We start from the raw sequence: 26,322 nt of genomic DNA on the forward strand, positions 1-26,322 counted from the left end.
TTACTTCACTCCCGCGTGCTTGGCTTCAATCTCCTTGATTTTGTCCACACGGCGTTCATGGCGACCGCCTAAAAATTCAGTCTCCAGCCAAATTTTCACGATGTCCAAAGCAAGGCCTGGTCCGATGACTCGCTCGCCCATCGCCAATACGTTTGAATCGTTGTGCTCACGTGTTGCTTTTGCCGAAAACGTGTCATGCACCAGCGCGCAGCGAATGCCGCGAACCTTGTTGGCAGCAATCGACATGCCGATCCCTGTGCCGCAAACCAGAATACCCCGATCAAACTCGCCGGATGCCACTTTTTCAGCCACCGGCAGCGCGTAATCCGGATAATCGACCGACGTTTCACACTCGCAGCCAAAGTCTTCATAGCTGATATTCATCGACTCCAGAAGCGATTTAATCTCTTGTTTCAGCTTAAATCCGCCGTGATCGGCAGCCAATGCAACTTTCATGTGAGTTCCCTCGCTTTTTCGTAATTCATGCTTATTATACCGCTAATCCCGAAGATATGTCACTGTATTTTGTTAGAACTGGGGCAAAACCTGTTACATTACTGTTAAAAAACCAGAAAACGTTCGGTTAACGCCTATTTTTTGGCGAAATCCGGACGAGCCTTAAAAAGGGACTGGTTTATAACCAGCCCCGCAATTTCTCATGCAGCTTGTCGAGCGATTGCTCCAATTCGGCAGCACATTGCTGATAAAGCGTGAAATCCCCGCCATACGGATCGGCGATCTCCCCGGCTTCACCAATGAATTCCTTCAGCGTATACAGTTTATGCGCCACGCCGGGAAAATACTGCTGGATCATGGCTTTATGTCCATGGGTCATAGTCAAAATCAGATCGGCCCAGGCAATCAGATGATCGTCAACACGCTGCGCAGCATGATCGTGTGCGATGCCGCGAAGCTCCAGAACCTTTCTGGCGTGTTCCGATGCACGTTGCCCCGCATAAGCAGAGACGCCAGCTGATTTGACCTCGAATCTGCCTTCCGTCTTGTCCCGAAACAACGCTTCCGCCATGGGGCTGCGGCAGGTGTTTCCGGTACAAACAAACAGCACCTTCATCTGTTACCCTCCTTTTTCACAATATGGTTTGTCCTATTATACGCACGTTTCCAAGGGACTTACCAGAGGAATTTGCACCCGAACAGGATCAGGATGACGCCCCCAATGATTTCGCTGTAGTCGCCGAGCCATCCCCCGAAACTGCGCCCGATCATCAGACCGCAGCCGGCCATCAAACCGCCCGTGACGCCAAAGAGCGTGACCGCCAGAAGCTGGTTCACCTCGATCAAGCCGAAGGAAAAGCCGACCGAAAGCGCGTCCAGGCTGACACTAACCGCAAACAGGATCAAGCCGAAGCCTTTGGTGTAAAGCTGGCTCTGCTTTTCTTCCTGTGTGAAACCACTCCATAACATATGTATGCCGAGCGCGATCAGGACCCCGCCGCCGATCAATACGGCTATATCCCCAACGACGCTGGAGAGGGTATGCCCAATCCAGATCCCCAAAAGCGGCATGGCTACATGAAACAGACCGATCGTTGTGCTGATGGAGAGCACTTCACGCAGTCGCAGTTTACCCATTCCGACGCCGATTCCCAAAGAAAAGGCATCCATCCCGAGCGCTAGCGAAATCAGCAGCAAGGTAATAAACTGCCCCCATTGAAACAATGAGATATCCACGTTTCCTCCCCCTCCTGTCTCTTCACCATATGCGGACAAGAGGGGAAACATTCATCTTAGGCGGTTACCACGCGCCCGCCTGCCGCTTTCTCCAACCGGTTCATGACGGCAAGCCCCATGCCTTTTCGCGGGAAGACCGGCGCCACCATGAACTGCACCCCAAGGCTGTCAAACTGGCGCAACACCCCGTACAAATCGCGGGCGACGCTGCCCAAATCGGACAAGGAACCACAGGAAAGAACCGCGTCGGCACAATCGCTGCCTTCCCATTCCGCCGCGTTCTCCACAGTGACGAGTACCCCTGTCTTGCAGCCCATCTGACGGGCTTCGCGCAGCATGCTCTCCATCCGTTTGCGGACAGCCTCCCGCTCGCCGTTTACGAGCCACAGCTCACCCTCCGGCGCATAGTGCGTATATTTCATGCCTGGGGAACGCGGACTTTCCTCCGCTCCCAGCAAAAAGGCCGGATCTATCTCTACTGTTCCCAAAACCGTCTGCAACTGTTCAAACGTGACGCCACCCGGACGCAAGATCATCGCCGGCTTCACGGTCATGTCGATCACGGTCGATTCCACACCGACGCCAGTCGCTCCGCCGTCCACAATCGCCGCGATCCGTCCCTCCAGGTCTTGGCGCACATGCTGAGCGGTTGTCGGACTTGGCTTGCCTGAAAGATTGGCGCTCGGAGCGGCAATCGGCACGCCTGCTGCGTTGATCAACGCCAAGGCGACCGGATGATCCGGCATCCGCACGCCAACCGTTTCCAAGCCTGCCGTCACCAGGTCGGCAACCGTATCCTGCTTCGGCAAAATCAGTGTCAGCGGCCCGGGCCAAAAGGCTTCAATCAGTCGCTGGGCATCGTCTGTCACCTGCGAGACAACCGTAGCCAGCTGCCCGATACTGCCGATATGCACGATCAGCGGATTGTCGCTCGGCCTCCCCTTGGCCACAAATATTTTTTCCACAGCTTGATTGGACAATGCATCCGCGCCGAGTCCGTAAACGGTCTCCGTCGGGAACGCAACAACCTCTCCCTGCTGGATCAATCGGGCTGCATCCACAATCTGTGCACAAGTCTTTAGGTCTTCCACACCTTTATCCACAATCCACATCTTTGTAACCATCGGTAGTAACATTGTTAAAAATCCTTTCCGGCCACTGTCTAAATACAGTTTGTGCCCCTAGTATAAAAGCTCCCCAAGAAGTTTTCAACAACCTGTGGGTAACTTGTGGATAAACTCACGAAAAAAAACCTACCTCGAAAGGTAGGGGAGGGGGAGCATCGTTAGGTACTGCGTTAAAACAAGGCGGCCAGTTTGTCCCAGAGGAAAAACCGCACTTCCACCTTTGGCGCTGGTTGCTCGACCGTCGTCGCTGCTGCAATCGGTTCGGTTTTTGCCTCCAGCTCAAGTTTTGCTGCACGCTCGCTTGTCTCCGGTGTCGTTTCCGCTTTCGTTTCACCTTCGCTGTGGACAAGTTCAGCTGGCTGCATCCAACGCTCTGCCCGCAATAGCGAGCGCTCTTCATCTATGCTTTGATACGTGTCATCCATTTTTTCCAGGCCTGCCTTCTGTTCGAAAGACGAAGGCTCGTTTGAAGATGCCGGTTGTGGGGATTTTGCCCCCGTCTGCTCTTCGGCATGTGCGACCGCGTCGCCATTGGCCATATCGATGAAGCACAGCGGCGGAAACAGCACACACCACCAGTTTTGGCCTTTCGCTTCACCAATTCGCACACGGAGCGCTTCATAATTGCCAGCGGGATACACATAGGAACCGTACAGCTTGGTCGGGAACGGCACTTGGCCGAAATCAACCACAGCCGGGTAGGAAAATCCGCGGGCTTCGATGGTTTTATCCACAAGCTTTTGCAGTTCCGGCAGACGCTTGGCCACCACTTGGCGCGCTTCATCATAGGAGCCGATTTCTTTGACCCAGGTGTTCATCTGGGCGACGATCGCGTCTCTTACCTCACGTTTCAACCATTGGTCTGTGACAGAATCACTATTGGCAATGATGCGTAAACGGATAGATTCCTGCGGGATTGGCCCGTTATCCAGCACATTGGCTGACGAACGCTGCTGCTCCCAGCACATCATGGCGATTACCAACGAAAACACTACAAGTAAGAACCGTTTCATCTTTCATCGTCTCCCCTCGAATACCGACGCTTGTTTTTGTTTCTTTTGTATCTCTCTAGTCGTCAGTATGGACGGGCAATGGAAGAAATATACACACAGTTTCAACTTTTTTGTGTTCGCACACCCACTACAATGCGGTCGATGCCCGCCAGGTCAGGAACGATCGCCGTTTCGCCGATCACACCGCTTGCCAGCATCAGCCTGGCAACGTCCTGGGCTTGGTGAATCCCCACCTCAAATGCGACCAACGCCTGCTCCTTCAGCACGCGAGGCAGCGCCTCACATAAGCGCCGATAGCAATTCAGGCCGTCTTCACCGCCGTCTAACGCAAGCAACGGCTCGAACTCCTTTACTTCACGATCCAGCTCCAATACATCGCTGCTCGGGATGTACGGCGGATTGGAGACAAGCACATCGACCCGTTCCCCCTGCAAAAGGAGCGGCTCCAGCAAGTCGCCTTGCAAAAATCTCACCTTATCCACAAGCCCAAGCCGCTTGGCGTTGTCGCGGGCAATCTCGATCGCATCTGTGGACAAGTCGACGGTTGAAACCGCCCAATGCGGTCGCTCGCTTGCCAGCGTCAATGCGATCGCGCCGCTCCCCGTGCCGATATCCACAACCGCAAGCTCGCTTTCCTTTGTCCACAGCCTGTCCGCGTACTGAAGCACTTGCTCGATGAGGATTTCCGTTTCCGGCCGCGGGATCAGCACACCGGGACGCACGACAAACTCACGCCCGAAAAACTCTTGGGTTCCGATTACATACTGCAGCGGCTCTTGCGCTGCCCGGCGCTCACAAAGCGCTTGAAACCGCTCAGCCGCTCCATCCGGCATCGGATCAGGCAATGAGGCGAGAAATTTTGCCCGCTCCATACCGAGCACATGGCGCAGCAGCAGCTCGGCCTCAAACCGCGGGTCCTTGCAGCCATGCTCCTGTAAAAAGGAAGAAGCCCGGAGCAGGGCTTCTCGAATCGTTGTTGGCTGTACCATATTACACGACACCTTGGCTTTGCAAAAGCTCGGTTTGCTCATGCATGATCAAGTTGTCGATCACTTCATCCAGCTCGCCGGACAAAATGCTTTCCAGACGGTGGAGCGTCATGCCGATGCGGTGATCGGTCACGCGGCTTTGCGGGAAGTTATAGGTGCGAATCCGTTCCGAACGGTCACCTGTCCCCACCAAGCTTTTGCGTGTCGCGTCCTGCTCGGCCATCGCTTGCTGCTGATGGAAGTCGAACAGGCGCGCGCGCAGTACGCGCAACGCTTTATCCTTGTTGGAGTGCTGCGATTTCTCATCCTGGCAGGATACGACGATCCCCGTCGGGATGTGTGTCACACGAACAGCAGACTTGGTCGTATTGACGCTCTGTCCGCCGGCACCGCTGGAACAGAACGTATCGATACGGATATCTTTTTCGTTCAGTTCCACTTCCACTTCTTCCGCCTCAGGCAACACCAGTACGGTAGAGGTAGACGTATGGATGCGTCCGCCCGATTCCGTAGCCGGAATACGCTGTACACGGTGCGCGCCGCTTTCAAATTTCAGCTTGCTGTAAGCGCCTTGTCCGCTGACCGAGAAAATGATCTCCTTGTAGCCGCCAAGCTCTGTCTCGTTGGCTTCGATCACTTCCACTTTAAAGCCCTGACGCTCAGCATAGCGGGTGTACATGCGGTACAGATCGGAGGCAAACAGCGCGGCTTCATCGCCGCCGGCTGCCCCGCGAACCTCAACGATCACGTTCTTGTCGTCGTTCGGGTCTTTTGGAAGCAGCAGAATTTTCAGTTTGTGCTCCAGCTGTTCTTTCTGCTTGGTCAAATCAGCGATCTCGGCCTTCACCATTTCGCGCATTTCATCGTCCAGCTTGTCGTCCAGCATCATTTTAGCGCCATCCAACTGCTCTGTGACAGATTTATATTCACGATAAACGGTAACCGTTTCTTCCAAGGAACGCTGTTCAATCGATAATTCACGCAAACGCTTTGTATCGCTGATGACATCGGGGTCACACAATAAGTTATTCACTTCTTCATAACGCTCTTCAACTGCTGATAAGCGATCAAACACTGCACTTCACCCCATATAAGATGAATGATGGTTAACATTAAAATTATAGGAAAAAACCCTTGAAAAGTCAAAGAAAAAAGCTGTCAATGCCAAGGCATCAACAACTCGGATTGCGTGCGCTACGGTGTCGTATGAACACCGTCGTTGGAGGTCAAATGATAGTCGTAACGCGGCGCTTTTTGGACGAGGTTCGCAATGACTTGCCGCTCGATGTCGCGGGCATGCTGCGCCGTAATGTTCGGGGCGAGATCCAGCGTCACATAGGCGTTTCCGCCGCTGATTGAAATACGCGCGCCTTCAACACCCGGCACGCTCTTTGCCGACATCTCCAGGCTTTTTTCATCGACGGAATAATTGCGGACGCTATGCTTCCCAACCAGAATGTTCGGGTTTTGGTTGCGCCCCATCAATGTTTCACGATTGGCCCCGGGTGTCGCCGACTGTTCGTTTTGCTGGGCCCGATACGTATTGCAGCCGCCAAGCACGGTCAGGGACAGCACGGCGGTTAGAAGTAAGACTGTACTTTTATGCAGGCGGGAATTTGTACCCATGCAAAAAGCCACCTCCTGTTTTGCCTAGTGTGCGCAATGAAGAACACACCCATGCAAAAAAGAAAAGTGGCTTTTTGGCTGGCACACGCTGAATCAGGCTTGTTTCGCCGATTCCTTGACGAACCCCGGTTTCCCCGGAATTTGGTGGCAATGACGGCATCTGGCTTCATAGCTCTCCGCCGTCCCAACCAAAATGATCGGGTCGTGGTAATCAGCCGGCTCATTGTTCAGGAGGCGCTGCGTGCGCGTAGCGGGGCTGCCGCAAACGGCGCAGATCGCTTCCAGCTTTGTCGTATACTCGGCTACAGCAAGAAGAATCGGCGTCACCCCGAACGGCTCGCCGCGGAAATCCTGGTCAAGCCCGGCACAGATGACACGGACGCCTCTGTCCGCCAGATACTGGCACACTTCAATGATCTCGTCGTCAAAAAACTGTACTTCATCAAACGCCACGACATCGGTGTCCGGCTTCACAAGCTCCAGCACGTCCCGTGCGGAACTGACCGCTACCGCATCTTCCATGACACCATTGTGGGACACGACCGCCATCGCATGGTACCGATCATCAATGCGCGGTTTAAATACTTGCACCCGCAGCTTCGCGATTTTGGCGCGCCGAATCCGGCGAATCAGCTCCTCGCTTTTGCCGGAAAACATGCAGCCGCAGATGACTTCAATCCAACCGTTCTGTTTCATAAAGTACATGGAATCATCACCAATTATTTACAAAGTATTCAAGAATGCTCATGATCGCTTGTCCATCATAGCATCTCGCGTCCGATTCGCCAATCGTCCGAACTATTTATTTCCCAACTTTTTTGCTTGTGAAAAACGTTCGATCGCAATCAGTCGGCTTATCGCATGATCGACACAAGGCGGCGGATAATCCAGGCCAATCATACAGGCAGACTCCTTTTGGAGCAGCTCTGGCATTGTCCATGGCTTGTGGACATATTTCGCTGGAACATGTGCCAATTCCGGTACGTACTGCTTCACGTACGTGCCATCCGGATCAAATTTTTCCCCTTGTGAAACCGGGTTAAAAATACGGAAGTATGGCTGTGCATCAGTACCCGTCGAGGCACACCACTGCCAACCGCCGCAATTGGCGGCCTCGTCATGGTCAATCAGCTGTTCGGCAAAATAGTTCATGCCCTTGCGCCAGTCGATCAACAAATCCTTGACCAAAAAAGAGGCCGTGATCATCCGCACGCGATTGTGTATCCACCCCGTCTGGTTCAATTGTCGCATTCCCGCATCCACCATCGGGTAACCCGTTTGACCTGTGCACCATTTGCGAAAAAGTTCCTCGTTGTCATCCCATTCCACCTGCTCATAATCCGCCAAAAATGCTTGTTCGACCGTATGCGGAAAATGAAACAGCACTTGCTGGTAAAAATCGCGCCAGATGAGTTCCGAGACAAATGTCTCTGCAGCCTCCGATTGAGGTCCCGACATCTGATGCATCCGTTCCAGGACCGAATGATAGACGGTGCGAATCGAAAGCGTGCCTGTCCGCAAGGCAAAAGATAATCGCGACGTACCATCCACCGCGGGCAGATCGCGCTGCAATTTATACCCAGCGAGCTGCGTATCAAGAAACTGACCCAGCCGTCTGCGTGCTGCCCGCTCCCCGTATAGCTCCTCTTCCCTCACTTGCTCCTTCGCCGAGCCTTGCCCGCCAAGCGCTGGAATCAGATCGGAAGGATAGCTCTCAAGACCCGTTGCCGCACGCAGTTTTTTTGGCATTGGAAACGGCTTGTCTTTGGGCAAAGTCAGCCACGCCCGTTTGTACGGCGTAAAAACGACGTACGGTTTACCTTGCTTGTTCAGCAATTCTCCCTCTTCATGCAGAACCATATCTTTGAACGTTTGCGTAAAAATACCGTTACGCTGTAGCTCCGCCGCCACTTGCTCGTCTCGGCTGATGGCTTTCGGTGCATACTCCCGATTGAAAAACAGTTTGTCGGCTCCAAAGTGTTTCGCCAGCTCTGCCAGTACCTCTGCTGGTTCACCGCGTTTGATCACAAGGCGTGCACCCAGATCGGCGAGATTTCCTTGCAAGGAGCGAAGCGCGGAGAACAGCGCTTGACTCTTTCTCCCCGACTGCCCATCTTTCTCTTGCCGCACATCGAGAACAAAAACCGGCAAAATCTCCTCGCCTGTTTCTACTGCATGATAAAGGGCTGCATGGTCATGCACGCGCAAGTCCCGGCGAAACCAGACGATTACAGCCATGGATTTCCCTCCAACATCGTTGTTCTGATACAAGTTGTTCGCTCTGATCGAAAAAACAAGACCAGATAGCTTTCACTATCTGGCCTTGTTCGCTTTCCCGTCGTTGCCGATTAGGAAAGGTTGTATTTGCGTTTGAAGCGGTCTACACGTCCACCAGCATCAACGAATTTTTGTTTACCGGTAAAGAACGGGTGGCAGTTGGAGCAAATCTCTACGCGGAGAGCTTGCTTAACGGAACCGGATTCGAATTCGTTTCCGCATGCACACGTTACTTTTACGAGATTGTACTTAGGATGAATACCTTGTTTCATTCTTCTCGCCTCTTTCCGCCCTGAATCGTTTCCCGAAACAGAGTTAATTTACACAATAAAAGAATACTAACATGCAAAATGGCCGAATGCAAGAGCCAGCTTTTGCTACACCATGTTTTTCCTTCTCTGCAATTCGGAAGGAGGAATGTGGGTGAAGGAGCCGATGATGACATCCGGCAATTCTTCCTGGTAGATTTCGATCGCTTGCTTCATTCCGAACACTTCGCCCTGCGCTTTCGGGATCATCGCCAGATAGCTCTCCGGATCGATGTTCAGATTGCGCATCTGGATCAGCTTGATGCCTGTCCGTTTGATGAAGTTGATCATCGCTTCCATCTCTTCTTCGCGGTCGAAGACGCCCGGGAAGCAGAGATAGTTGATCGAGGTGTACACCCCTTTTGACGCGGCGTACTCGGCCGATCGCGCGATATTCTCTAGCGTATAGCCGCGCGGCCGGTAATACGCATTATAATGCTCGTCGATTGCGCTAATAATACTGATGCGCATCAGATCAAGCCCGGCATCTACGATCCCTTTGATATGATCGGTCAATCCTGCATTCGTGTTGATGTTGATAAAGCCCATGTCAGTCTGGGCACGCACGCGCCGCATGGCTGGCACAATGATGGACGCCATCGTGGACGGCTCGCCCTCGCAGCCTTGGCCGAAGCTGATGATGCTCTCCGGCGTCTGAAGGTGATGAAGCATGACTTCCACCAGCTCATCTTCCGTCGGCTTGAAATTCATGCGCGTCTGCGGCGACGGGAAGCCGCTGTCATCCGGCTGTTCGGAAATGCATCCGTAGCAGCCCGCGTTACAGGTATACGATACCGGCAAGCTGCCTTCCCAGCGGTGGAAAAAGTTATTGGATGCCGTCAAGCACTCATATTCAAGCGCACAATGGGAAAGATGGTTCAAAATCCGGTTTTCCGGAAATTGCTTGAGCGTGCTTTCCACACGGGAACGCAGCTCGTCCATCGGGAAATTCATCGGGTTCCATTTGTGCGGTTCATCGCTTTTGCGGGCAGCCACCCAAAAACCGCCGTCTTTCCACACAACTGCCGTATAGCCGAACAGGGGCAGCTTCGATTCCTTGGACGTTTTGATATAACCGGGCAGGAGAAGACGGGTAAACCCTTGCGGCACCAAAGCGCCGACTGCACTGCAGCCGTCCAGTTTGGTCATCTCTCCGGTTTCCGGGTCCATCCCTACCGGAACAGTATCGGGCAAACTCACCAGCGTCGAGCCTTCCGGAAGCGGAATCAGCTCGTCCTCCAAAACTTCTGTCAATATATCTCCGTTTCGCGCGATCGCCCACAAACCGGGATGGTCATACACTTGTCCGTTCTGATCCGCATATACCAAATACATGAAAAATCGCCTCGCTTCTTTGCTTCCGCCATTGTAACGTAATGGGCAGGCAAAGTAAACTGAGGCGGTGCATGTACGATTTTCCTTACCAAGCCTTTCCTAGCGCGGTAAAAACGGCAGCGGATTGACCGGGATGTTATCCTGCCGAATTTCAAAATGAAGATGATAGCCTGTGGCATCCCCGGTTCGTCCCATATAGCCCAGAACATCTCCCGCCAGCACGGCCTGCCCGACGGAGACGTCGATTTTTCCCATATGCGCATAGTAGCTCTGCAAACCGTTGCCATGGTCGATGATGACCAAATCGCCGTAATCGCTATGAACGCCCGCCTCGACGACAATCCCTGCCCGCGCCGCCGTAATCGGCGTGTTTTCCTCTTTTTCATTCCACAGGTCAATGCCCTTGTGCATCTTCCCCCACCGCGCGCCAAATCCGCTTGTAATCGTCGGTTCGGCAACCGGCCACTTCATCCGCAGGCCGCGCATGGCCAAACGGTTGGCCGCTTCCGCCATCTCTCGCCTCGCTTGAAAGCTCCCGACCTGTACGGAAGGAGCCTCAGCCATAGGCGACGGTATGTAAATTTTTTGACCGACATACAGCTGGCTGTCCAATATTTTCACGAGCGGGTTGCGCGCAACGATCTCTTCCGCAGTGGTTCCGTAGCGCTGTGCGATACGTTCCAGCGTCTCCCCCTGACTTACCATGTGCACGATCCCGTCTTTGCGAATCGTAAGCCGCATCCCGACGCTGACCAGATTCGGATTGTCGATTTTATTTTGGGCCATCAGCTCACTGAGCGTCATCCCGTATGTCTCCGCGATCGAGGAAAGGGTGTCCCCCGACTGCACCGCATACATCAGCACGGTCGGTTTTTGCTGTTGATCCGGCTTATTTCCATTCTGCCAGGATGAAAACGGATTGAGCGCTTGTGCGAGCGTCTGCTCAATGACGAAGCGCTTCGCTTCCCCCTGGTCGGTCCAATTCGGCATATCCGCAGCGATCCCAACGCCACCCATTTAGCAACCCCCCTGATCGAATCTACTCTATCAGTTTATTCGTCCGGATAAAAAAAATGACGGTGAGCGTTAACTCACCGTCGGGTTGCCAGACTGTCTCGCCGTCGATCTCGCCGGCGCAGCTTCCAGCGTTTGCAAGAACTCTGCGTTCGTCTTGGTATCTCCCAGCTTTTTGAGGAAATGATCGATGAAGTCGTGGCTTTCGTTCATGTTTTTACGAATCGCCCACAGCTTTTCCAGTTCTTCTTTGGACAAAAGCAGTTCCTCGCGACGCGTTCCCGAACGGCGAATATCGATCGCCGGGAAAATACGGCGCTCTGCCAGCTTGCGATCCAAATGGAGTTCCATGTTACCCGTTCCCTTGAACTCTTCATAAATCACGTCGTCCATCCGCGAGCCGGTTTCGACCAGAGCCGTCGCCAAAATCGTCAGGCTGCCGCCCTCTTCAATGTTGCGGGCCGAACCGAAGAAGCGTTTGGGACGATGGAACGCAGCCGGATCAATACCGCCAGACAGCGTCCGTCCGCTTGGAGGGATCACCAGGTTATACGCACGCGCAAGGCGGGTAATGGAATCAAGCAGGATGACGACGTCCTTTTTGTGCTCAACCAAACGTTTTGCCCGCTCCAACACCAATTCCGCCACCTTGATATGGTTTTCCGGAAGTTCATCGAAGGTCGAAGCGACGACCTCACCTTTTACGGAGCGCTGCATATCGGTCACTTCTTCTGGCCGTTCATCGATCAGGAGAACGAACAAATGAATATCGGGATGGTTTTCCGTAATGCTGTTGGCGATTTCTTTGAGCAGCATGGTTTTTCCCGCTTTCGGAGGCGCTACGATCAGTCCGCGCTGCCCTAAGCCGACAGGCGCGATCAGATCCATCAAGCGAACGGAAAGCTTGGAAGGTGCCGTTTCGAGAACAAGTTTTTTCTGAGGATAAAGCGGTGTTAAGGCGGGGAAGTGCAGACGCTCGGATGCCTGTTCAGGGTCTTCTCCGTTGACGGCTTCCACTTGCAAAAGCCCGAAATACCGTTCGTTTTCTTTTGGCGGACGAGCTTTTCCCGATACCACATCGCCCATCCGCAGATCAAATCTGCGGATCTGCGATTGGGAAATGTAAATATCTTCGGAGCTCGGGAGATAATTGATCGGGCGCAGGAAGCCATACCCTTCCGACAAAATCTCCAAAACGCCTTCCATAAACATCAAGCCGTCACGTTCAGCACGTGCCCGCAAAATCGCAAATATCAGCTCTTTCTTCTTCATTTGCGAATAGTACGGAATCTGAAACTCCTTGGCCAGCTTGTACAGCTCCGTTAATTTCTTTTCTTCCAATTCCGATAGAAGCACCTAGATAATCCTCCTCCTATAGACCCAAGCGCGGTTTACGCTCCAACCGATGGTTGCCTTCAATAAAACGGACGGTTCCCGTCTTCGCACGCATGACGACAGAATGTGTGGTCGCGCGCATCCCTTGGAAGCGAACACCGCGCAAAAGCTCCCCATCTGTAACGCCTGTCGCCGCAAAAATCGCGTCGTCGCCTTTGACCATATCTTCCATGCGCAGCACCTGGTGCGGGTTTACCAGCCCCATTTGTTTGCAGCGTTCCAGCTCGGCCGCATCCTGTGGCAGCAATTTCCCCTGAATTTCTCCACCCAAGCATTTCAATGCAACAGCAGCCAGCACCCCTTCCGGAGCGCCGCCAGATCCGAACAAAATGTCAACGCCCGTATTTTCAAACGCGGTGTTGATCGCCGCAGCCACATCGCCGTCCGGAATGAGCTTGATCCGCGCGCCTGCTGCACGAACTTCATGAATGATGCGGCTATGGCGATCGCGGTCCAAAACGATCGCGACCAGATCGCTTACGTCTTTGCCGTTCGCCTGCGCCACCGCTTTCAGGTTATCGATAATCGGGGCATCGATGTCGACTTTTCCGACTGCCTTCGGCCCGACCGCGATTTTTTCCATGTACATGTCGGGAGCGTGCAGCAAATTGCCGCGGTCCGCAATTGCAATGACCGAGATGGCATTCCACGTCCCTTTCGCCACGATGTTGGTCCCTTCCAAAGGGTCAACCGCAACGTCTACAAAAGGCGCTACGCCTTGCCCCAGCTTTTCACCGATGTACAGCATCGGCGCTTCGTCCATTTCCCCTTCACCGATGACAACAATGCCGTCCATCGGGATGTTGTTGAACTCATCGCGCATCGCGGTGGTCGCCGCTCCGTCCGCCTCGTCCTTTTTACCCAATCCCATCCAACGCGCCGAAGCGAGCGCTGCCGCCTCCGTCACGCGAACCAATTCGAGTGTTAAACTGCGTTCCATGATTTTGTTCCTCCCTGTCGGCTATTCTATCGCTCTCGTGCCGATTCTGGTGATTTTCTTCTTATGATAGACGCACCCAGCTTTTGCAGCTTCTCGACCAGGTTCTCGTAGCCGCGATCAATATGCTCCAGACCATCTACTTCGGTAATTCCGTTGGTAGCAAGACCGCTGATCACCAACGCGGCGCCAGCCCGCAAATCGGATGCGATGACTTTCGCGCCCATCAGCTGCTTTCCGCCTTCAATCAAGGCCGAACGCCCCTCTACTTTAATGGAGGCGCCCATCCGGCGCAATTCATCCACATGGCGGAAGCGCGCACCATAAATGTTATCGGTGACAATGCTGACGCCTTTGGCTTGGGTCAACAGAGCTGTGATCGGCTGCTGCAAATCGGTTGGAAACCCTGGGTACGGATTGGTCTTCACATCGATGGCGCGATATTTCTCTTGTCCATACACGGTGATAGAATCCCCATCTACCTCCACGTTTACGCCAATCTCTCGCAATTTGGCCGTTACCGATTCCAAATGTTTCGGAATCACATTTTCCAATGTCACAGTCCCTCTTGTCGCTGCGGCCGCAATCATGTACGTTCCCGCTTCAATCCGGTCGGGAATGATCGTATGGCGGCATCCGCTCAATCGCTTGACGCCTTCGATCCGGATTTTATCGGTACCTGCCCCTTTGATATTGGCCCCCATATTGTTCAGCAGCGTGGCCACATCCACGATCTCCGGTTCCCTCGCAGCATTCTCGATGACAGTGACACCTTCAGCCTTTGCTGCAGCCAGCATGATATTGATTGTGGCCCCGACGCTGACCAGGTCCAGATAAATCCGTGCCCCTTTTAGCTGCTTGGCTTTGATCGTTAAGACACCGTTTTGATTTTCGACTGTGGCGCCGAGTGCTTCAAACCCTTTGATATGCAAATCGATCGGCCGTGGGCCCAAATCGCAGCCCCCTGGCAACCCGACATGCGCTTCGCCAAACTTCCCTAGCATGGCTCCCCACAAATAGTAGGATGCCCGCAATTTTTTTACGCGTCCATTCGGCAAATACATAGGCTTCAGCGGTCGTCCGTCAATTTCCATCCAATCTTCTTCAAACAGAACATCCGCACCCATCTCGCGCAACAGGTCGAAATAGATTTGAACATCTTGAATCCTCGGCAAGTTTTCAATGACAACCGGGCCATCGGCCAACAAAGCAGCGGGAATCAGCGCAACCGCACTATTTTTTGCGCCGCTCACGGTGACAGACCCATTGAGCGCACGTCCCCCGCTAATGATAAGCTTATCCATAAACCGCTCTCCTCAGGCATATCTTTATCTACTTGATCGTTGATCGTGAAGAATCTGACTCTTGTATGGGCATTGATCCTTTGCTAAACACAAGAAAAGCTTCCTCCTTCAAAGGAAAACGGTTTTTCCTAAGCGGCTGATAGAGAAGCTTTTCTTGAAAGAAGCACCTTCTCCGACGGAAAAGGTGCTCGCGAACCGCTGATGATCAGCTTTTACTTTTGCATGTTGGCCCAGTCGGCCAGGAACTTTTGCAGTCCGCTGTCGGTCAGCGGGTGTTGCAGAAGCTGTTTGAAAACCTTGTAAGGGATCGTCGCAAAATGCGCGCCGCGCTTAGCCGCTTCCGTCACATGGATCGGGTGGCGAATGCTCGCTGCAATGATTTCTGTATCCAAACCATGAACCTCGAAAATTTCCGCAATGTCGGAAATCAGCTGCAAGCCGTCTTGGCCGATGTCGTCAAGACGTCCGAGGAACGGGGACACATACGTAGCGCCCGCACGCGCAGCAAGCAGCGCTTGGTTTGCGTTAAAGATCAAGGTTACGTTTGTTTTGATTTTTTTCTTGGCGAACACTTTGACTGCCTTCAAACCTTCTTCGGTCATCGGCACTTTCACCACGATGTTTTTGGACAGGGCAGCCAGCTTTTCGCCCTCTTCGATCATGCCTTTGGCGTCGACGCTGATCACTTCCGCGCTGATTGGACCATCGATGGTGTCGATGATTTCGTTCAGCGTGTCAATGAAATCGCGCCCTTCCTTGGCAACGAGCGAAGGATTGGTCGTAACGCCAGCCAAAACGCCCCATTCGTGAATATCGCGGATTTCTTCCACATTTGCTGTATCAATTAAAAATCGCATGGTTATCCTCCTGCTTACGCGCGGTTGTTGCTGCCGAAAAGACGAATCTTACCTTTTACAACTTCCTTGATTGCATCTCGAGCAGGCGTCAGATATTTGCGTGGATCGATTTCGTTTGGTTTCGCAGCAAGCACTTCGCGGATTACCGCTGTGCAAGCAACCTGGTTCTCGGTGTTCACGTTGATTTTGCCTACACCGCAGCTGATCGCTTTTTTGATCGCCTCATCAGGAACGCCGGAACCGCCATGCAATACGATAGGCGCACCGATGTTTTTCGCTACTTCTTCAATAATATCAAAGTGGATTTTTGGCTCACCTTTGTACATGCCATGCGCTGTACCTACAGCGATCGCCAAATAGTCAACCTTGGTTTCTTCCCAGAAGCGGATCGCTTCAGCAGGCTTCGCCAACGTTGCAGCGTCTTCATCCACGTTCACGTCGTCTTCAACACCGCCGATTGTTCCAAGCTCACCTTCGACAGAAACGCCGACAGCATGAGCTGCTTCAACTACTTGCTTGGTCAAGCGGATATTATCTTCAAAAGAATGATGGGAACCATCAAACATGACGGAAGAAAATCCTGCACGGATGCATTTCATGACAACCTCAAAACTGCTGCCATGATCCAAGTGCAAAGCAATTGGCACGCCAGCCATTTCGGAAGCAGCCTTAGCCATTGCTACGGTGTACTCAAGACCCATGTAGCGCATAGCGCCTTCGGACACGCCGAAGATTACCGGGGACTTTTCCTCGATCGCAGCCTGTGTGATCGCTTGAACGAACTCTAAGTTGTTGATGTTGAACTGACCTACGGCATATTTATTCTTTTTAGCATCTTCCAGAAACGCGGTCATCGGTACAAGTGGCATGTGAAAAAAATCCTCCCTCTTGTGGTTCAGGTGATTTTGCTTGGCTTATTATACCACAAGCTATGTAGGGTTAACAGTTGCGTTTAACTTACCAATTGTTTGCTGACAGCCAGTCGCAGTTCATCAATATCGAACGGCTTGGTGAAATGAGTGGACGCCCCGAGCTGGGTCGCTTCCTTAATCATGTCCAATTCACCGTAGGCGGTCATCATGATCACCTTGATATCTTTATTGATTTTTTTAATATGCTTTAAAATTTCGATGCCATCCATGCCAGGAATTTTCATATCGAGAATAACAAGATCCGGAGATTCCTTCTCAACGATTTCCAGCGCCTTTTTACCGTTCGCTGCTTGGAACGTCGTGTAGCCCTCTTTTCCGAGTACCTCGAACAACAGGATGCGAATGCCATATTGATCATCTACGATTAAAATTTTCTTCTCCCGCATCGTAACACGTCCCCCTGATCTCCACGATTTTATTAATTGACTAGAGTTCGCCCAACGTTCAGGAAAATCCTCCCTATTCTTATAAAAATTCGCTTGATTTCTCGATTTATTGATAGAAAAAAATCTATCCTCCTGACATTGGCCGGCACTCGCAGACCTTGTCAAAGAGGATAGACGTGGAATTACTTCAATTTGTTGCTAAGCGATGCTTTTACAAAATCGCGGAACAATGGCTGCGGGCGATTTGGACGGGAAGTGAACTCCGGATGGAACTGGGTAGCCAGATACCAAGGATGATCCGGAATTTCAACGATCTCAACCAAACGTCCGTCAGGAGACGTACCGGCAAATTTCATGCCCAGCTGCTCCAACTGCTCGCGGTATTCGTTGTTCACTTCATAGCGATGGCGATGGCGTTCGTATACGAGCGAATTGCCGTACGCTTTTTCTGTCAGGCTGCCTGGGGCAACCTTCGTTGGATCCAGACCCAAACGCATGGTGCCGCCTTTGTCCTCAACCTCTTTTTGTTCAGGCAACAGGTCGATGACCGGATATTTGGTTTCCGGATTGATCTCGGAGCTGTTCGCGCCGTCGAGACCCGCTACATGGCGTGCGAACTCGATGACAGACACTTGCATACCCAGGCAGATGCCCAGGAACGGGATTTTGTTTTCACGTGCATAGCGAGTCGCGGCAATTTTTCCTTCGATACCGCGATCACCGAATCCGCCCGGTACCAAAATGCCATCGACATCGCCGAGCAGCTCAGCTGCGTTTTCATGGGTAACGTCTTCAGCGCTGACCCATTTGATGTCAATGTCCGTGTCGTTGAAGTATCCGCCGTGATACAACGCTTCTGCTACGGACAGGTACGCATCGTGCAGTTCGACATACTTACCGACGATTGCAATGCGCGTCGTATGTTTCAAGTTTTTGATTTTATCAACCAATGCTTTCCACTCAGTCATGTCAGCTTGCTTGCACTCAAGGCCCAGATGGCGGCACACATAGTCGTCCAGCCCTTGCTCTTGCAGCAGCAGCGGAACTTCATACAGTGTCTCGGCATCAACACATTCGATTACCGCATTTTTGTCGATATCGCAGAAGAGAGCAAGCTTTTCTTTCATGTCCGCCTGAAGCGGGAACTCGGTGCGCGTCACGATCACGTTTGGCTGAATGCCCAAGCTGCGCAGCTCTTTTACGCTATGCTGTGTCGGCTTGGTTTTCATTTCGCCTGCAGCGCGGATGTAAGGAACCAGCGTCACGTGGATGTACATCACGTTTTCGCGGCCGATGTCGCTTTTCACCTGACGAATCGCTTCGAGGAACGGCAAGCTCTCGATGTCGCCGACAGTACCGCCGACCTCAGTGATGACAACATCCGCTCCCGTTTCCTTGCCCGCGCGGTAAACGCGCTCTTTGATCTCATTGGTGATGTGCGGGATAACCTGAACCGTACCGCCCAAGTAGTCGCCGCGGCGCTCTTTGGAAATGACCGACGAGTAAATTTTACCGGTTGTCACATTGGAGTTGGCGCTCAGGTTAATGTCGATAAAACGCTCGTAGTGTCCCAAGTCCAAGTCAGTTTCCGCTCCATCGTCGGTAACGAATACCTCACCGTGCTGATATGGACTCATAGTGCCCGGGTCGACGTTGATGTAAGGATCGAACTTTTGGATCGTTACTTTCAATCCTCTGTTTTTCAGAAGTCTACCGAGAGATGCTGCTGTGATACCTTTACCGAGTGAGGATACAACCCCGCCCGTAACAAAAATGTACTTCGCCATTGCGTGCGTCCTCTCTTTCCCTATTCCGATATCGATCATGAATAAGTGCTGTCGTTATGTGGTGGAAAGCAACACAAAAGAAAAAACAAAAGCAATACCTATCCCGTGTGTGACGGGTAGGGGCACTTTTGTTTTATAGTTTTCCTTATTTAACCGATCTTCATGTGAAGCCCAAAAAGTATTTTATAATGCGGGAGTGCGGAAGTCAAGACAAGTTAGCGATCTTCTTCCTCGTCTTCATCGCTCTCATCGAGTTCATCCTCTTCCGCCTCTTCCTCATCTTCAAAGGCCTCTTCGTCGTCGATAATCTCTTCGTCGTCCTCATCGACTTCTTCTTCGAACTCGTCGTCGAGGAAATCATCTTCCGTTTCGTCGAAGGTAGTGTCTTCTTCTTCGAATTCTGCCTCAACTTCATCTTCTATATCGTAATCATCGAAGTCGTCGTCAAGCACAACTTTCTTCTTCTTGCCGCCACCCTCTTGGGTTTCTTCGATCGTTTCGGTCGGATACCAGCGTTTCAATCCCCAGGTATTGTCACCGATGCAGATAAAGCGTCCATCGATGTTAACCTCTGTATACACTTGTGCGATAATGGACATCGTCTGCTCAGTTGTCAAACCACGCATGGCGGAAATCTCATCCATTATTTCGCGAAAGTTGAATGGACGATTGGTTTCTCTCAGTATCTCATATGCGATGTCCACCATCGCCATCTCGCTTAGTCGTTCCGCTTCAATATGCTTGAGTAATTGGCTCAACCTTGGCACGTCCTTTCACAACAATAACTTGGCTAACTTACAGTATTCCTTATTTTAGCCGATAATGCAAGGTTTTCAACCCTATTTGCGTGAAAAACGTCCAATGCTACATATTCCGCCGGTATTGGCCGCCAACCTCGTAAAGCGCTGCACTGATTTGCCCAAGGGACGCCACCTTCACCGTCTCCATCAGCTCGGCAAAAATGTTGCCGCCCGAAATCGCCGTCTGCTGCAAACGATGTAAGGCTTGCCCCGCGACGTCCCTGTGCTTCTCCTGGAAGGCACGCAGATTGAGAATCTGCTGTTCCTTCTCCTCCTCGGAAGCACGCGCCAATTCGATCTCGTAATCGTCCTCGGAAGCGTTCGGATTCAGGAATGTGTTGACGCCGATAATCGGCAGCTCGCCCGTATGCTTTTTCATCTCATAGTACATCGATTCATCCTGGATTTTGCCGCGTTGGTATTGCGTCTCCATGGCGCCGAGCACGCCGCCGCGGGAACCGAGACGCTCGAATTCCTGGAGAACGGCCTCTTCCACCAGATCGGTCAACTCTTCGATGATGAACGAGCCTTGCAGCGGGTTCTCGTTTTTCGCCAAACCGAGTTCCTTGTTGATGATCATCTGAATGGCCATTGCGCGACGTACGGAGTTTTCCGTCGGTGTCGTGATCGCCTCGTCATATGCGTTGGTGTGCAGCGAGTTGCAGTTGTCATAGATAGCGACCAGCGCTTGCAGCGTCGTACGGATATCGTTGAAGTCCATTTCCTGCGCATGCAAGGAACGTCCGGACGTCTGGATATGGTACTTCAGCTTTTGGCTGCGCTCATTCGCCCCATATTTGTTTTTCAGCGTCGTTGCCCAAATACGGCGCGCGACGCGGCCGATCACGGTGTATTCCGGATCGAGTCCATTGGAGAAGAAGAATGACAGATTCGGCGCAAAATCATCGATATTCATGCCGCGGCTCAAGTAATACTCCAGGTACGTAAATCCGTTCGCCAGCGTAAACGCCAGCTGTGTGATCGGGTTGGCGCCCGCCTCTGCGATATGGTAGCCGGAGATGGATACCGAGTAGTAGTTGCGCACTTTATGGTCGATGAAATACTGCTGAATATCCCCCATCATCCGCAAAGCGAACTCCGTCGAGAAAATGCACGTATTTTGTCCCTGGTCTTCTTTCAAAATATCCGCCTGCACCGTGCCGCGAACGTTGGCGAGCGTGTACGCTTTGATTTGCGCAGCTTCCTCTTCGTTCGGCTGGCGTCCTTCCCTTGCCACAAACTTGTCGATTTGCTGTTCGATCGCAGCATTCATGAACATCGCCAAAATTATCGGAGCCGGACCATTGATGGTCATGGACACAGACGTGCTCGGCGCACACAGATCAAAGCCCGCGTACAGCTTCTTCATATCATCAAGCGTGCAAACGCTGACGCCGCTCGTACCGATCTTGCCGTAAATGTCCGGGCGATAGTCAGGGTCCTCCCCGTACAAGGTAACGCTGTCGAATGCCGTGCTGAGTCGCTTCGCCTCGTCGTTTTGCGACAGGAAGTGGAAGCGGCGATTCGTTCTCTCCGGTGTCCCCTCGCCCGCGAACTGGCGTTTCGGGTCCTCGCCTTCCCGCTTGAACGGAAACACGCCTGCCGTATACGGGAACTCGCCCGGCACGTTTTCGCGCAGCAGCCACTTCAAAATTTCGCCCCAATCGACAAACTGCGGAACGCTAACTTTCGGAATCCGCGTGCCGGACAAGGAGGTGGTAAACAGCTTGGTGACCAGTTCCTTATCGCGCACCTTCGTAACCAGCTGATCTTGTTGATAGGCAGCCTTTTGCGCCGGCCACTTGGCAAGCAGCTTGCGGCATTCGGGATGAAGCTGCTCTTCGAAATGGCTGATCTGCTGGTCAAGCAAGGCCACAAGCTCACCGGACAACGCCTCGCCGGAAGCGAGCAGCGTCTCTTTCGCGCCGTGAAGCTGGAACAGCTTGCGCGCCAGACCCGATTGCTGCTCGACAAACGCGCCGTAATCGCGCACGGTTTGGGCAATTTCCTGCAAGTAGTTCACACGGTCGGCTGGAATCAGCGATTTTTTGTAGATTTCCACCGGTGTGATGTCGAGCGAAGAGACGTCCCAATCGACACCCGTTTTCCGAACGAGCGCTCGCATGGCGGCCGCAAAAAAGACATTCGTGCCCGCATCGTTGAACTGGCTGGCAATCGTGCCGTAGACAGGAATTTCTTCATCCGCAAGCTCAAAGGCATTGTGGTTGCGGCGGTACTGCTTGCGAACCTCGCGCAGCGCATCCTCCGACCCTTTGCGGTCAAACTTGTTGATCGCGATCAAATCGGCAAAATCAAGCATGTCGATCTTCTCCAGCTGGGACGGCGCACCGAACTCGGACGTCATGACATACACGGAGACGTCGCAGACATCGGTGATTTGCGCATCACCTTGGCCAATCCCGCTCGTTTCCACAATAATCAGATCAAAATCCGCAGCTTTTGCCACCTTAATCGCATCGGTTACCGCAGCCGACAGCTCCGAGCCCGATTTGCGCGTTGCCAACGAACGCATGTAAACGCGCGGGCTGTTGATCGCGTTCATGCGAATCCGGTCGCCCAGCAGCGCGCCGCCTGTCTTTTGCTTGGATGGGTCGACGGAAAGGATCGCGATCGTTTTGTCTTTATATTGATAAAGGAAACGCCGTACCAGTTCATCTGTCAGCGAGCTTTTTCCCGCGCCGCCCGTACCGGTAATCCCCATCACAGGAATGGTTCTGCCTGAATCCGTCGCGAGCTTCTCTTCCACTTCCGCGAAAGCGCCCGGGTTGCTCACGGCATATTCCGCTACGGAAATCAGGCGGGCCACCGCGTCGTGCTTTTGCTCCTTGACAAGCTCGCACTCGTTTTGCAGCTGCTTGACCGTTGGGAAATCGGTCTGGCGCAGCATGTCGTCGATCATTCCTTGCAAGCCAAGCTTGCGCCCATCGTCAGGCGAATAAATTTTGGCTACCCCGTACTCTTCCAGCTCGCGGATTTCGCGGGGGACGATGACGCCGCCCCCGCCGCCAAATACGCGAATATGCCCGGCCCCGCGCTCGCGAAGCAGGTCGATCATATATTTGAAATACTCCACATGTCCGCCTTGATACGAGCTGATGGCAATTCCTTGCACATCTTCCTGGATCGCGGCCGTTACCACCTCGTCGACGGAACGGTTATGGCCGAGGTGAATCACCTCAGCGCCGGACGATTGCAGGATTCTCCGCATGATGTTGATTGAGGCGTCATGCCCGTCATAGAGGCTGGCAGCCGTCACAAATCTGATTTTATTGACAGGACGATAGCTTTGCGTTTCCATCGCAGTTTCCCCTCGCTTCTCTCAATTGCTCTTTGTTGACGGCGCACAGTTGTGTAAGCTATTTCTCGCTGCTCATTTCGCCTAATAAAAGCGCCGTTTGCTTCTCGATGAATTCATCCAACGAATAATGCTTGTGCAGAGCCCAGCGGCGGAATACCCACATTTCCCCCAGCACCATGATGTTGTCAGCCATCAGCTTGACATGCTTCTCATCGATATGGATCGAGCTGTCGGCAATTCCTTTCCGCAAAATCTCCTCGAAAATCCCGCTGATCGCTTCCTCGCGTCCGAGAACGTAGCGCAGCGTTTCCTTCGGCAGCGATTTGGCTTCCTGATAAATCAAAAGCACGCGATCGCTCATTTGATCCATCACGCGGAAAAAGCTGCGCAGCGCCAGCTTCAAAATTTTCATCCCGCTGCCATTGAAGTTGATCGCCTCGCGCAGACGATTTTCCACCTCGGCATGGATCGCGTCGCACACAAGGTACAGCACATCTTCCTTGGACTCGATGTATTCGTACAGCGTCCCGATGCTAAAGCCCGAAGCGCGGGCGATCTCACGGGTCGTTGTTTTGTAAAAGCCTTTATGGATGAAAAGGTCGACAGCTGCCTCGATAATCTGCTCGCGACGCTTTTCAATGAGTTTCGGGTCCTTCACCAAAGAAGGGATCGTTTTCTTACGTTCTGACACAATGGGCCCACCTTTCATACTGACTGAGCGTTTGGTCAGAAATTTTAAAATAGTGCGACCAATCACTCTCGCTTCCTATCATTATACGATGAGTGGAAAGGAAGCCACAATCCCCATTCTTGTTTTCGGGGTGGAATTGGTGGCATGCCTTTCCCCGATCGGCATGCCACCGTCCGCCAGCTACTCTTTGAGCAGCATATTGCTGATGACGACGCGCTGTATTTCGTTCGTACCTTCGTAAATTTGCGTAATTTTGGCATCGCGCATGAAGCGCTCGACCGGATAATCGCGGGTATAGCCGTAGCCGCCAAACACTTGCACCGCTTCGGTCGTAACTTCCATCGCGGTGTCGCCGGCGAACACTTTGGAAATCGCCGAAGCTTTGCCATAAGGGAGTCCTTGGTCTTCCAGCCATGCCGCTTGGTAGGTCAGCAGGCGGGCCGCTTCGATCTTGGTCGCCATGTCAGCCAGCTTGAACTGGATCGCTTGCAGCGCACTGATCGGTTTGCCGAACTGCACGCGCTCCTTGGCGTAGTTGAGCGCAGCCTCATAAGCTCCCTGCGCAATCCCCAACGCCTGGGCAGCGATTCCGTTGCGGCCGCCGTCAAGCGTCATCATGGCGATCTTGAAGCCTTGGCCTTCTTCGCCGAGCAAGTTTTCTTTCGGCACGCGCACATTGTCAAAATGAACGGCCAGCGTCAAGGAAGAGCGAATCCCCAGCTTCTTCTCCTTTTTCCCCATCGTGAACCCGGGCATGCCTTTCTCCACGATGAAGGCGCTGATGCCTTTATGCTTCGCTGCCGGATCGGTAACGGCGAAGACAATGTACGTTTCCGCCTCTCCGGCATTGGTGATGAAAATTTTGCTGCCGTTTAAAATGTAATCGTCTCCGTCCTTCACCGCTGTGGTACGCATTCCTGCGGAGTCGGAACCGGAGCCTGGCTCTGTCAGGCAATACGCCCCCATTTTTTTGCCTTCCGCCAGCGGGCGCAGAAATTTTTGCTTCTGCTCCTCCGTACCGAACTTATAGATCGGCCAGCTTGCCAGCGAGACATGAGCCGAAAGCGTGACCCCGATCGAGGCGTCGACGCGGGACAGCTCTTCTACCGCGATCACGTAGCTTTGGTAGTCGGCGCCTGCACCGCCGTACTCCTCCGGCCATGGAATGCCGGTCAAGCCCAGCTCCGCCATCTGCTCAAAAATGTCGCGGTCAAACCGCTCTTCCTCATCGCGCTCCGTCGCGGTCGGCGCCACCTGGTTTTCCGAGAACTCCCGAACCATTTTGCGAATCATTTCTTGCTCTTCTGTTAAACGAAAATCCATGCCGGTCTCCCCCTCATGTATCCTTTTGTGTTAGGAAAGCAGATGTTTTGCAATTACGAGACGCTGTATTTCGTTGGTTCCTTCATAAATTTGGGTGACCTTGGCATCGCGGAACAGCCGCTCCACCGGATATTCCCGGGTATAGCCGTAGCCGCCGTAAACCTGCACCGCTTCCGTCGCCGTTTTCATCGCTGTGTCAGAAGCAAACCGCTTCGCCATCGCTGCTTCCTGCCCGCATGGCAGGCCCTCGCTTTGCAGCCAGGCTGCGCGGTAGACTAACAAGCGCGCGGCTTCGACCTCTGCTGCCATGTCAGCCAGCTTGAAGCCGATTGCCTGATGGGATGCGATCGGTTTGCCGAATTGCTTCCGCTCTTTCGCATAGCTCGTCGCCAGTTCGAAAGCTGCCTCCGCGATTCCAAGCGCTTGCGCCGCAATCCCGATACGCCCCCGATCCAGGTTGGCCAGTGCAATTTTGAATCCTTCGCCTTCTTCTCCCAAACGATTGGCAGCAGGAACACGCGCCTGATCAAAGATCAATTCCGTCGTGCTGGAACCATACAGTCCCATCTTCTTTTCCTTTTTGCCGATCGAAAAACCTGGTGTTCCTTTTTCTACGATAAAGGCGGAGATTCCTTTCGTTCCGGCAGACGGGTCGGTAACGGCAAACGTAATGTAAATGTCAGCCTCGCCGCCGTTGGTAATAAACACCTTGCTGCCGTTTAAAACGTACTCATCTCCCTGCCGGACGGCTGATGTGCGGATTCTGCTCGCATCCGAACCCGCCCCAGGCTCTGTCAAAGCGAATGCGCCGAGAAACTGACCGGAAGCCAGCTTGGGGAGGTACGTCCGCTTCTGCTCGTCCGTGCCGAAATACAGAATCGGGTTGGTTCCTACCGATGTATGAACCGATAGAATGACCCCGACAGTCGCGCTCACTTTGGAGATTTCATGAATGGCGAGAATGTATGAGGTGAAATCGGCCCCGACTCCTCCCCACTCTTCCGGAATCGGTATGCCCATCAAACCGGCTTCTCCCATTTTCTTGATCAGATGGCGTGGAAACTGCTCGGTCTCCTCCATCGTCGCGACAAAAGGCGCAATCTCTTTTCTGGCAAAATCCTGAACCATTTTGCGCATCATCAATTGTTCTTCGGTCATGTGCAGATTCATCGCTGCCCTACCCCTCCAAGCTTTTTCTTCCGTTCAATTT

The 26,322-nt window shown here is 52.9% G+C and carries 25 protein-coding genes; all 25 read right to left on the bottom strand.

Features of this window, described 5'->3' with window-relative positions; genetic code table 11:
• A complete protein-coding gene (gene rpiB / locus ACTID9_RS27490) occupies positions 1–456 on the bottom strand; it encodes a ribose 5-phosphate isomerase B (protein WP_122920566.1) in 456 nt (151 codons plus the stop codon).
• A 178-nt stretch (positions 457–634) separates the two neighbouring features.
• The gene (locus tag ACTID9_RS27495; protein WP_441068645.1) at positions 635–1,072 is read right to left on the bottom strand and encodes a low molecular weight protein arginine phosphatase; all 438 of its coding nucleotides are present in this window, start codon (positions 1,070–1,072) and stop codon (positions 635–637) included.
• Between the two features lie 59 nt (positions 1,073–1,131).
• Positions 1,132–1,692, bottom strand: coding sequence for a manganese efflux pump MntP (locus ACTID9_RS27500; protein WP_441068647.1), 561 nt, complete (start codon positions 1,690–1,692; stop codon positions 1,132–1,134).
• A gap of 56 nt (positions 1,693–1,748) precedes the next feature.
• Positions 1,749–2,828: an L-threonylcarbamoyladenylate synthase gene (locus ACTID9_RS27505; RefSeq protein WP_441068649.1), complete on the bottom strand. Its 1,080-nt coding sequence runs from the start codon at positions 2,826–2,828 to the stop codon at positions 1,749–1,751.
• A gap of 161 nt (positions 2,829–2,989) precedes the next feature.
• Positions 2,990–3,832 carry a stage II sporulation protein R gene (gene spoIIR, locus ACTID9_RS27510; RefSeq protein ID WP_441068651.1) on the bottom strand — a complete coding sequence of 281 codons (843 nt, stop codon included), beginning with the start codon at positions 3,830–3,832 and terminating at the stop codon, positions 2,990–2,992.
• 101 nt (positions 3,833–3,933) lie between these two features.
• Positions 3,934–4,821 carry a peptide chain release factor N(5)-glutamine methyltransferase gene (prmC, locus tag ACTID9_RS27515; RefSeq protein WP_441068653.1) on the bottom strand — a complete coding sequence of 296 codons (888 nt, stop codon included), beginning with the start codon at positions 4,819–4,821 and terminating at the stop codon, positions 3,934–3,936.
• Between the two features lies 1 nt (position 4,822).
• A complete protein-coding gene (gene prfA / locus ACTID9_RS27520; RefSeq protein WP_441068654.1) occupies positions 4,823–5,896 on the bottom strand; it encodes a peptide chain release factor 1 in 1,074 nt (357 codons plus the stop codon).
• Between the two features lie 119 nt (positions 5,897–6,015).
• Entirely contained in the window at positions 6,016–6,447 is a 432-nt protein-coding gene (locus ACTID9_RS27525; protein ID WP_441068655.1) for a sporulation protein, read from the bottom strand.
• Between the two features lie 93 nt (positions 6,448–6,540).
• Entirely contained in the window at positions 6,541–7,152 is a 612-nt protein-coding gene (locus ACTID9_RS27530) for a thymidine kinase (protein ID WP_441068657.1), read from the bottom strand.
• A gap of 93 nt (positions 7,153–7,245) precedes the next feature.
• Positions 7,246–8,685: a cryptochrome/photolyase family protein gene (locus ACTID9_RS27535; protein WP_441068659.1), complete on the bottom strand. Its 1,440-nt coding sequence runs from the start codon at positions 8,683–8,685 to the stop codon at positions 7,246–7,248.
• A 110-nt stretch (positions 8,686–8,795) separates the two neighbouring features.
• Positions 8,796–8,996 (bottom strand): 50S ribosomal protein L31, encoded by a 201-nt coding sequence (gene rpmE, locus ACTID9_RS27540; protein WP_122920557.1) that lies wholly within the window; start codon positions 8,994–8,996, stop codon positions 8,796–8,798.
• Between the two features lie 105 nt (positions 8,997–9,101).
• Positions 9,102–10,367 (bottom strand): radical SAM protein, encoded by a 1,266-nt coding sequence (locus ACTID9_RS27545; protein ID WP_441068662.1) that lies wholly within the window; start codon positions 10,365–10,367, stop codon positions 9,102–9,104.
• A gap of 99 nt (positions 10,368–10,466) precedes the next feature.
• Positions 10,467–11,384 carry a peptidoglycan DD-metalloendopeptidase family protein gene (locus tag ACTID9_RS27550; protein WP_441068664.1) on the bottom strand — a complete coding sequence of 306 codons (918 nt, stop codon included), beginning with the start codon at positions 11,382–11,384 and terminating at the stop codon, positions 10,467–10,469.
• Positions 11,385–11,453: 69 nt separating this feature from the next.
• Positions 11,454–12,737 (bottom strand): transcription termination factor Rho, encoded by a 1,284-nt coding sequence (gene rho, locus ACTID9_RS27555; protein WP_441068666.1) that lies wholly within the window; start codon positions 12,735–12,737, stop codon positions 11,454–11,456.
• Between the two features lie 16 nt (positions 12,738–12,753).
• On the bottom strand, positions 12,754–13,716 hold the full coding sequence (glpX, locus tag ACTID9_RS27560) for a class II fructose-bisphosphatase (protein WP_441068668.1): 963 nt from the start codon (positions 13,714–13,716) through the stop codon (positions 12,754–12,756).
• Positions 13,717–13,742: 26 nt separating this feature from the next.
• A complete protein-coding gene (locus ACTID9_RS27565) occupies positions 13,743–15,017 on the bottom strand; it encodes a UDP-N-acetylglucosamine 1-carboxyvinyltransferase (RefSeq protein WP_441068670.1) in 1,275 nt (424 codons plus the stop codon).
• 212 nt (positions 15,018–15,229) lie between these two features.
• The gene (gene fsa / locus ACTID9_RS27570; RefSeq protein WP_441068672.1) at positions 15,230–15,874 is read right to left on the bottom strand and encodes a fructose-6-phosphate aldolase; all 645 of its coding nucleotides are present in this window, start codon (positions 15,872–15,874) and stop codon (positions 15,230–15,232) included.
• A 14-nt stretch (positions 15,875–15,888) separates the two neighbouring features.
• A complete protein-coding gene (gene fba / locus ACTID9_RS27575; RefSeq protein ID WP_441068674.1) occupies positions 15,889–16,743 on the bottom strand; it encodes a class II fructose-1,6-bisphosphate aldolase in 855 nt (284 codons plus the stop codon).
• A gap of 83 nt (positions 16,744–16,826) precedes the next feature.
• Complete coding sequence (locus ACTID9_RS27580) at positions 16,827–17,192, bottom strand: response regulator (RefSeq protein ID WP_122920549.1); 366 nt, start codon at positions 17,190–17,192, stop codon at positions 16,827–16,829.
• Between the two features lie 182 nt (positions 17,193–17,374).
• Positions 17,375–18,979 (bottom strand): CTP synthase, encoded by a 1,605-nt coding sequence (locus ACTID9_RS27585; RefSeq protein WP_441068676.1) that lies wholly within the window; start codon positions 18,977–18,979, stop codon positions 17,375–17,377.
• 215 nt (positions 18,980–19,194) lie between these two features.
• Entirely contained in the window at positions 19,195–19,737 is a 543-nt protein-coding gene (gene rpoE, locus ACTID9_RS27590) for a DNA-directed RNA polymerase subunit delta (RefSeq protein WP_441068678.1), read from the bottom strand.
• 106 nt (positions 19,738–19,843) lie between these two features.
• Positions 19,844–23,098: a fused isobutyryl-CoA mutase/GTPase IcmF gene (icmF, locus tag ACTID9_RS27595; RefSeq protein ID WP_441068680.1), complete on the bottom strand. Its 3,255-nt coding sequence runs from the start codon at positions 23,096–23,098 to the stop codon at positions 19,844–19,846.
• Positions 23,099–23,156: 58 nt separating this feature from the next.
• Complete coding sequence (locus tag ACTID9_RS27600) at positions 23,157–23,789, bottom strand: TetR/AcrR family transcriptional regulator (protein WP_441068682.1); 633 nt, start codon at positions 23,787–23,789, stop codon at positions 23,157–23,159.
• 180 nt (positions 23,790–23,969) lie between these two features.
• Positions 23,970–25,112: an acyl-CoA dehydrogenase gene (locus ACTID9_RS27605; RefSeq protein WP_441068684.1), complete on the bottom strand. Its 1,143-nt coding sequence runs from the start codon at positions 25,110–25,112 to the stop codon at positions 23,970–23,972.
• A 30-nt stretch (positions 25,113–25,142) separates the two neighbouring features.
• Positions 25,143–26,282, bottom strand: a complete 1,140-nt coding sequence (locus ACTID9_RS27610; protein WP_441068686.1) for an acyl-CoA dehydrogenase — start codon at positions 26,280–26,282, stop codon at positions 25,143–25,145.
• Positions 26,283–26,322: the final 40 nt, after the last annotated feature.

Origin of the sequence: Brevibacillus fluminis (genome assembly GCF_052072235.1) — a bacterium.
Classification (GTDB): Bacteria; Bacillota; Bacilli; order Brevibacillales; family Brevibacillaceae; genus Brevibacillus_D; species Brevibacillus_D fluminis_A.

Excerpts from the sequence above, each read along its gene's own strand:
- rpiB (WP_122920566.1), bottom strand. The coding sequence starts at position 456 with ATGAAAGTTGCATTGGCTGCCGATCACGGCGGATTTAAGCTGAAACAA.
- ACTID9_RS27495 (WP_441068645.1), bottom strand. The coding sequence starts at position 1,072 with ATGAAGGTGCTGTTTGTTTGTACCGGAAACACCTGCCGCAGCCCCATG.
- ACTID9_RS27505 (WP_441068649.1), bottom strand. The coding sequence starts at position 2,828 with ATGTTACTACCGATGGTTACAAAGATGTGGATTGTGGATAAAGGTGTG.
- spoIIR (WP_441068651.1), bottom strand. The coding sequence starts at position 3,832 with ATGAAACGGTTCTTACTTGTAGTGTTTTCGTTGGTAATCGCCATGATG.
- prmC (WP_441068653.1), bottom strand. The coding sequence starts at position 4,821 with ATGGTACAGCCAACAACGATTCGAGAAGCCCTGCTCCGGGCTTCTTCC.
- ACTID9_RS27525 (WP_441068655.1), bottom strand. The coding sequence starts at position 6,447 with ATGGGTACAAATTCCCGCCTGCATAAAAGTACAGTCTTACTTCTAACC.
- ACTID9_RS27530 (WP_441068657.1), bottom strand. The coding sequence starts at position 7,152 with ATGTACTTTATGAAACAGAACGGTTGGATTGAAGTCATCTGCGGCTGC.
- ACTID9_RS27535 (WP_441068659.1), bottom strand. The coding sequence starts at position 8,685 with ATGGCTGTAATCGTCTGGTTTCGCCGGGACTTGCGCGTGCATGACCAT.
- rpmE (WP_122920557.1), bottom strand. The coding sequence starts at position 8,996 with ATGAAACAAGGTATTCATCCTAAGTACAATCTCGTAAAAGTAACGTGT.
- ACTID9_RS27545 (WP_441068662.1), bottom strand. The coding sequence starts at position 10,367 with ATGTATTTGGTATATGCGGATCAGAACGGACAAGTGTATGACCATCCC.
- ACTID9_RS27550 (WP_441068664.1), bottom strand. The coding sequence starts at position 11,384 with ATGGGTGGCGTTGGGATCGCTGCGGATATGCCGAATTGGACCGACCAG.
- glpX (WP_441068668.1), bottom strand. The coding sequence starts at position 13,716 with ATGGAACGCAGTTTAACACTCGAATTGGTTCGCGTGACGGAGGCGGCA.
- ACTID9_RS27565 (WP_441068670.1), bottom strand. The coding sequence starts at position 15,017 with ATGGATAAGCTTATCATTAGCGGGGGACGTGCGCTCAATGGGTCTGTC.
- fsa (WP_441068672.1), bottom strand. The coding sequence starts at position 15,874 with ATGCGATTTTTAATTGATACAGCAAATGTGGAAGAAATCCGCGATATT.
- fba (WP_441068674.1), bottom strand. The coding sequence starts at position 16,743 with ATGCCACTTGTACCGATGACCGCGTTTCTGGAAGATGCTAAAAAGAAT.
- ACTID9_RS27580 (WP_122920549.1), bottom strand. The coding sequence starts at position 17,192 with ATGCGGGAGAAGAAAATTTTAATCGTAGATGATCAATATGGCATTCGC.
- ACTID9_RS27585 (WP_441068676.1), bottom strand. The coding sequence starts at position 18,979 with ATGGCGAAGTACATTTTTGTTACGGGCGGGGTTGTATCCTCACTCGGT.
- icmF (WP_441068680.1), bottom strand. The coding sequence starts at position 23,098 with ATGGAAACGCAAAGCTATCGTCCTGTCAATAAAATCAGATTTGTGACG.
- ACTID9_RS27605 (WP_441068684.1), bottom strand. The coding sequence starts at position 25,112 with ATGGATTTTCGTTTAACAGAAGAGCAAGAAATGATTCGCAAAATGGTT.
- ACTID9_RS27610 (WP_441068686.1), bottom strand. The coding sequence starts at position 26,282 with ATGAATCTGCACATGACCGAAGAACAATTGATGATGCGCAAAATGGTT.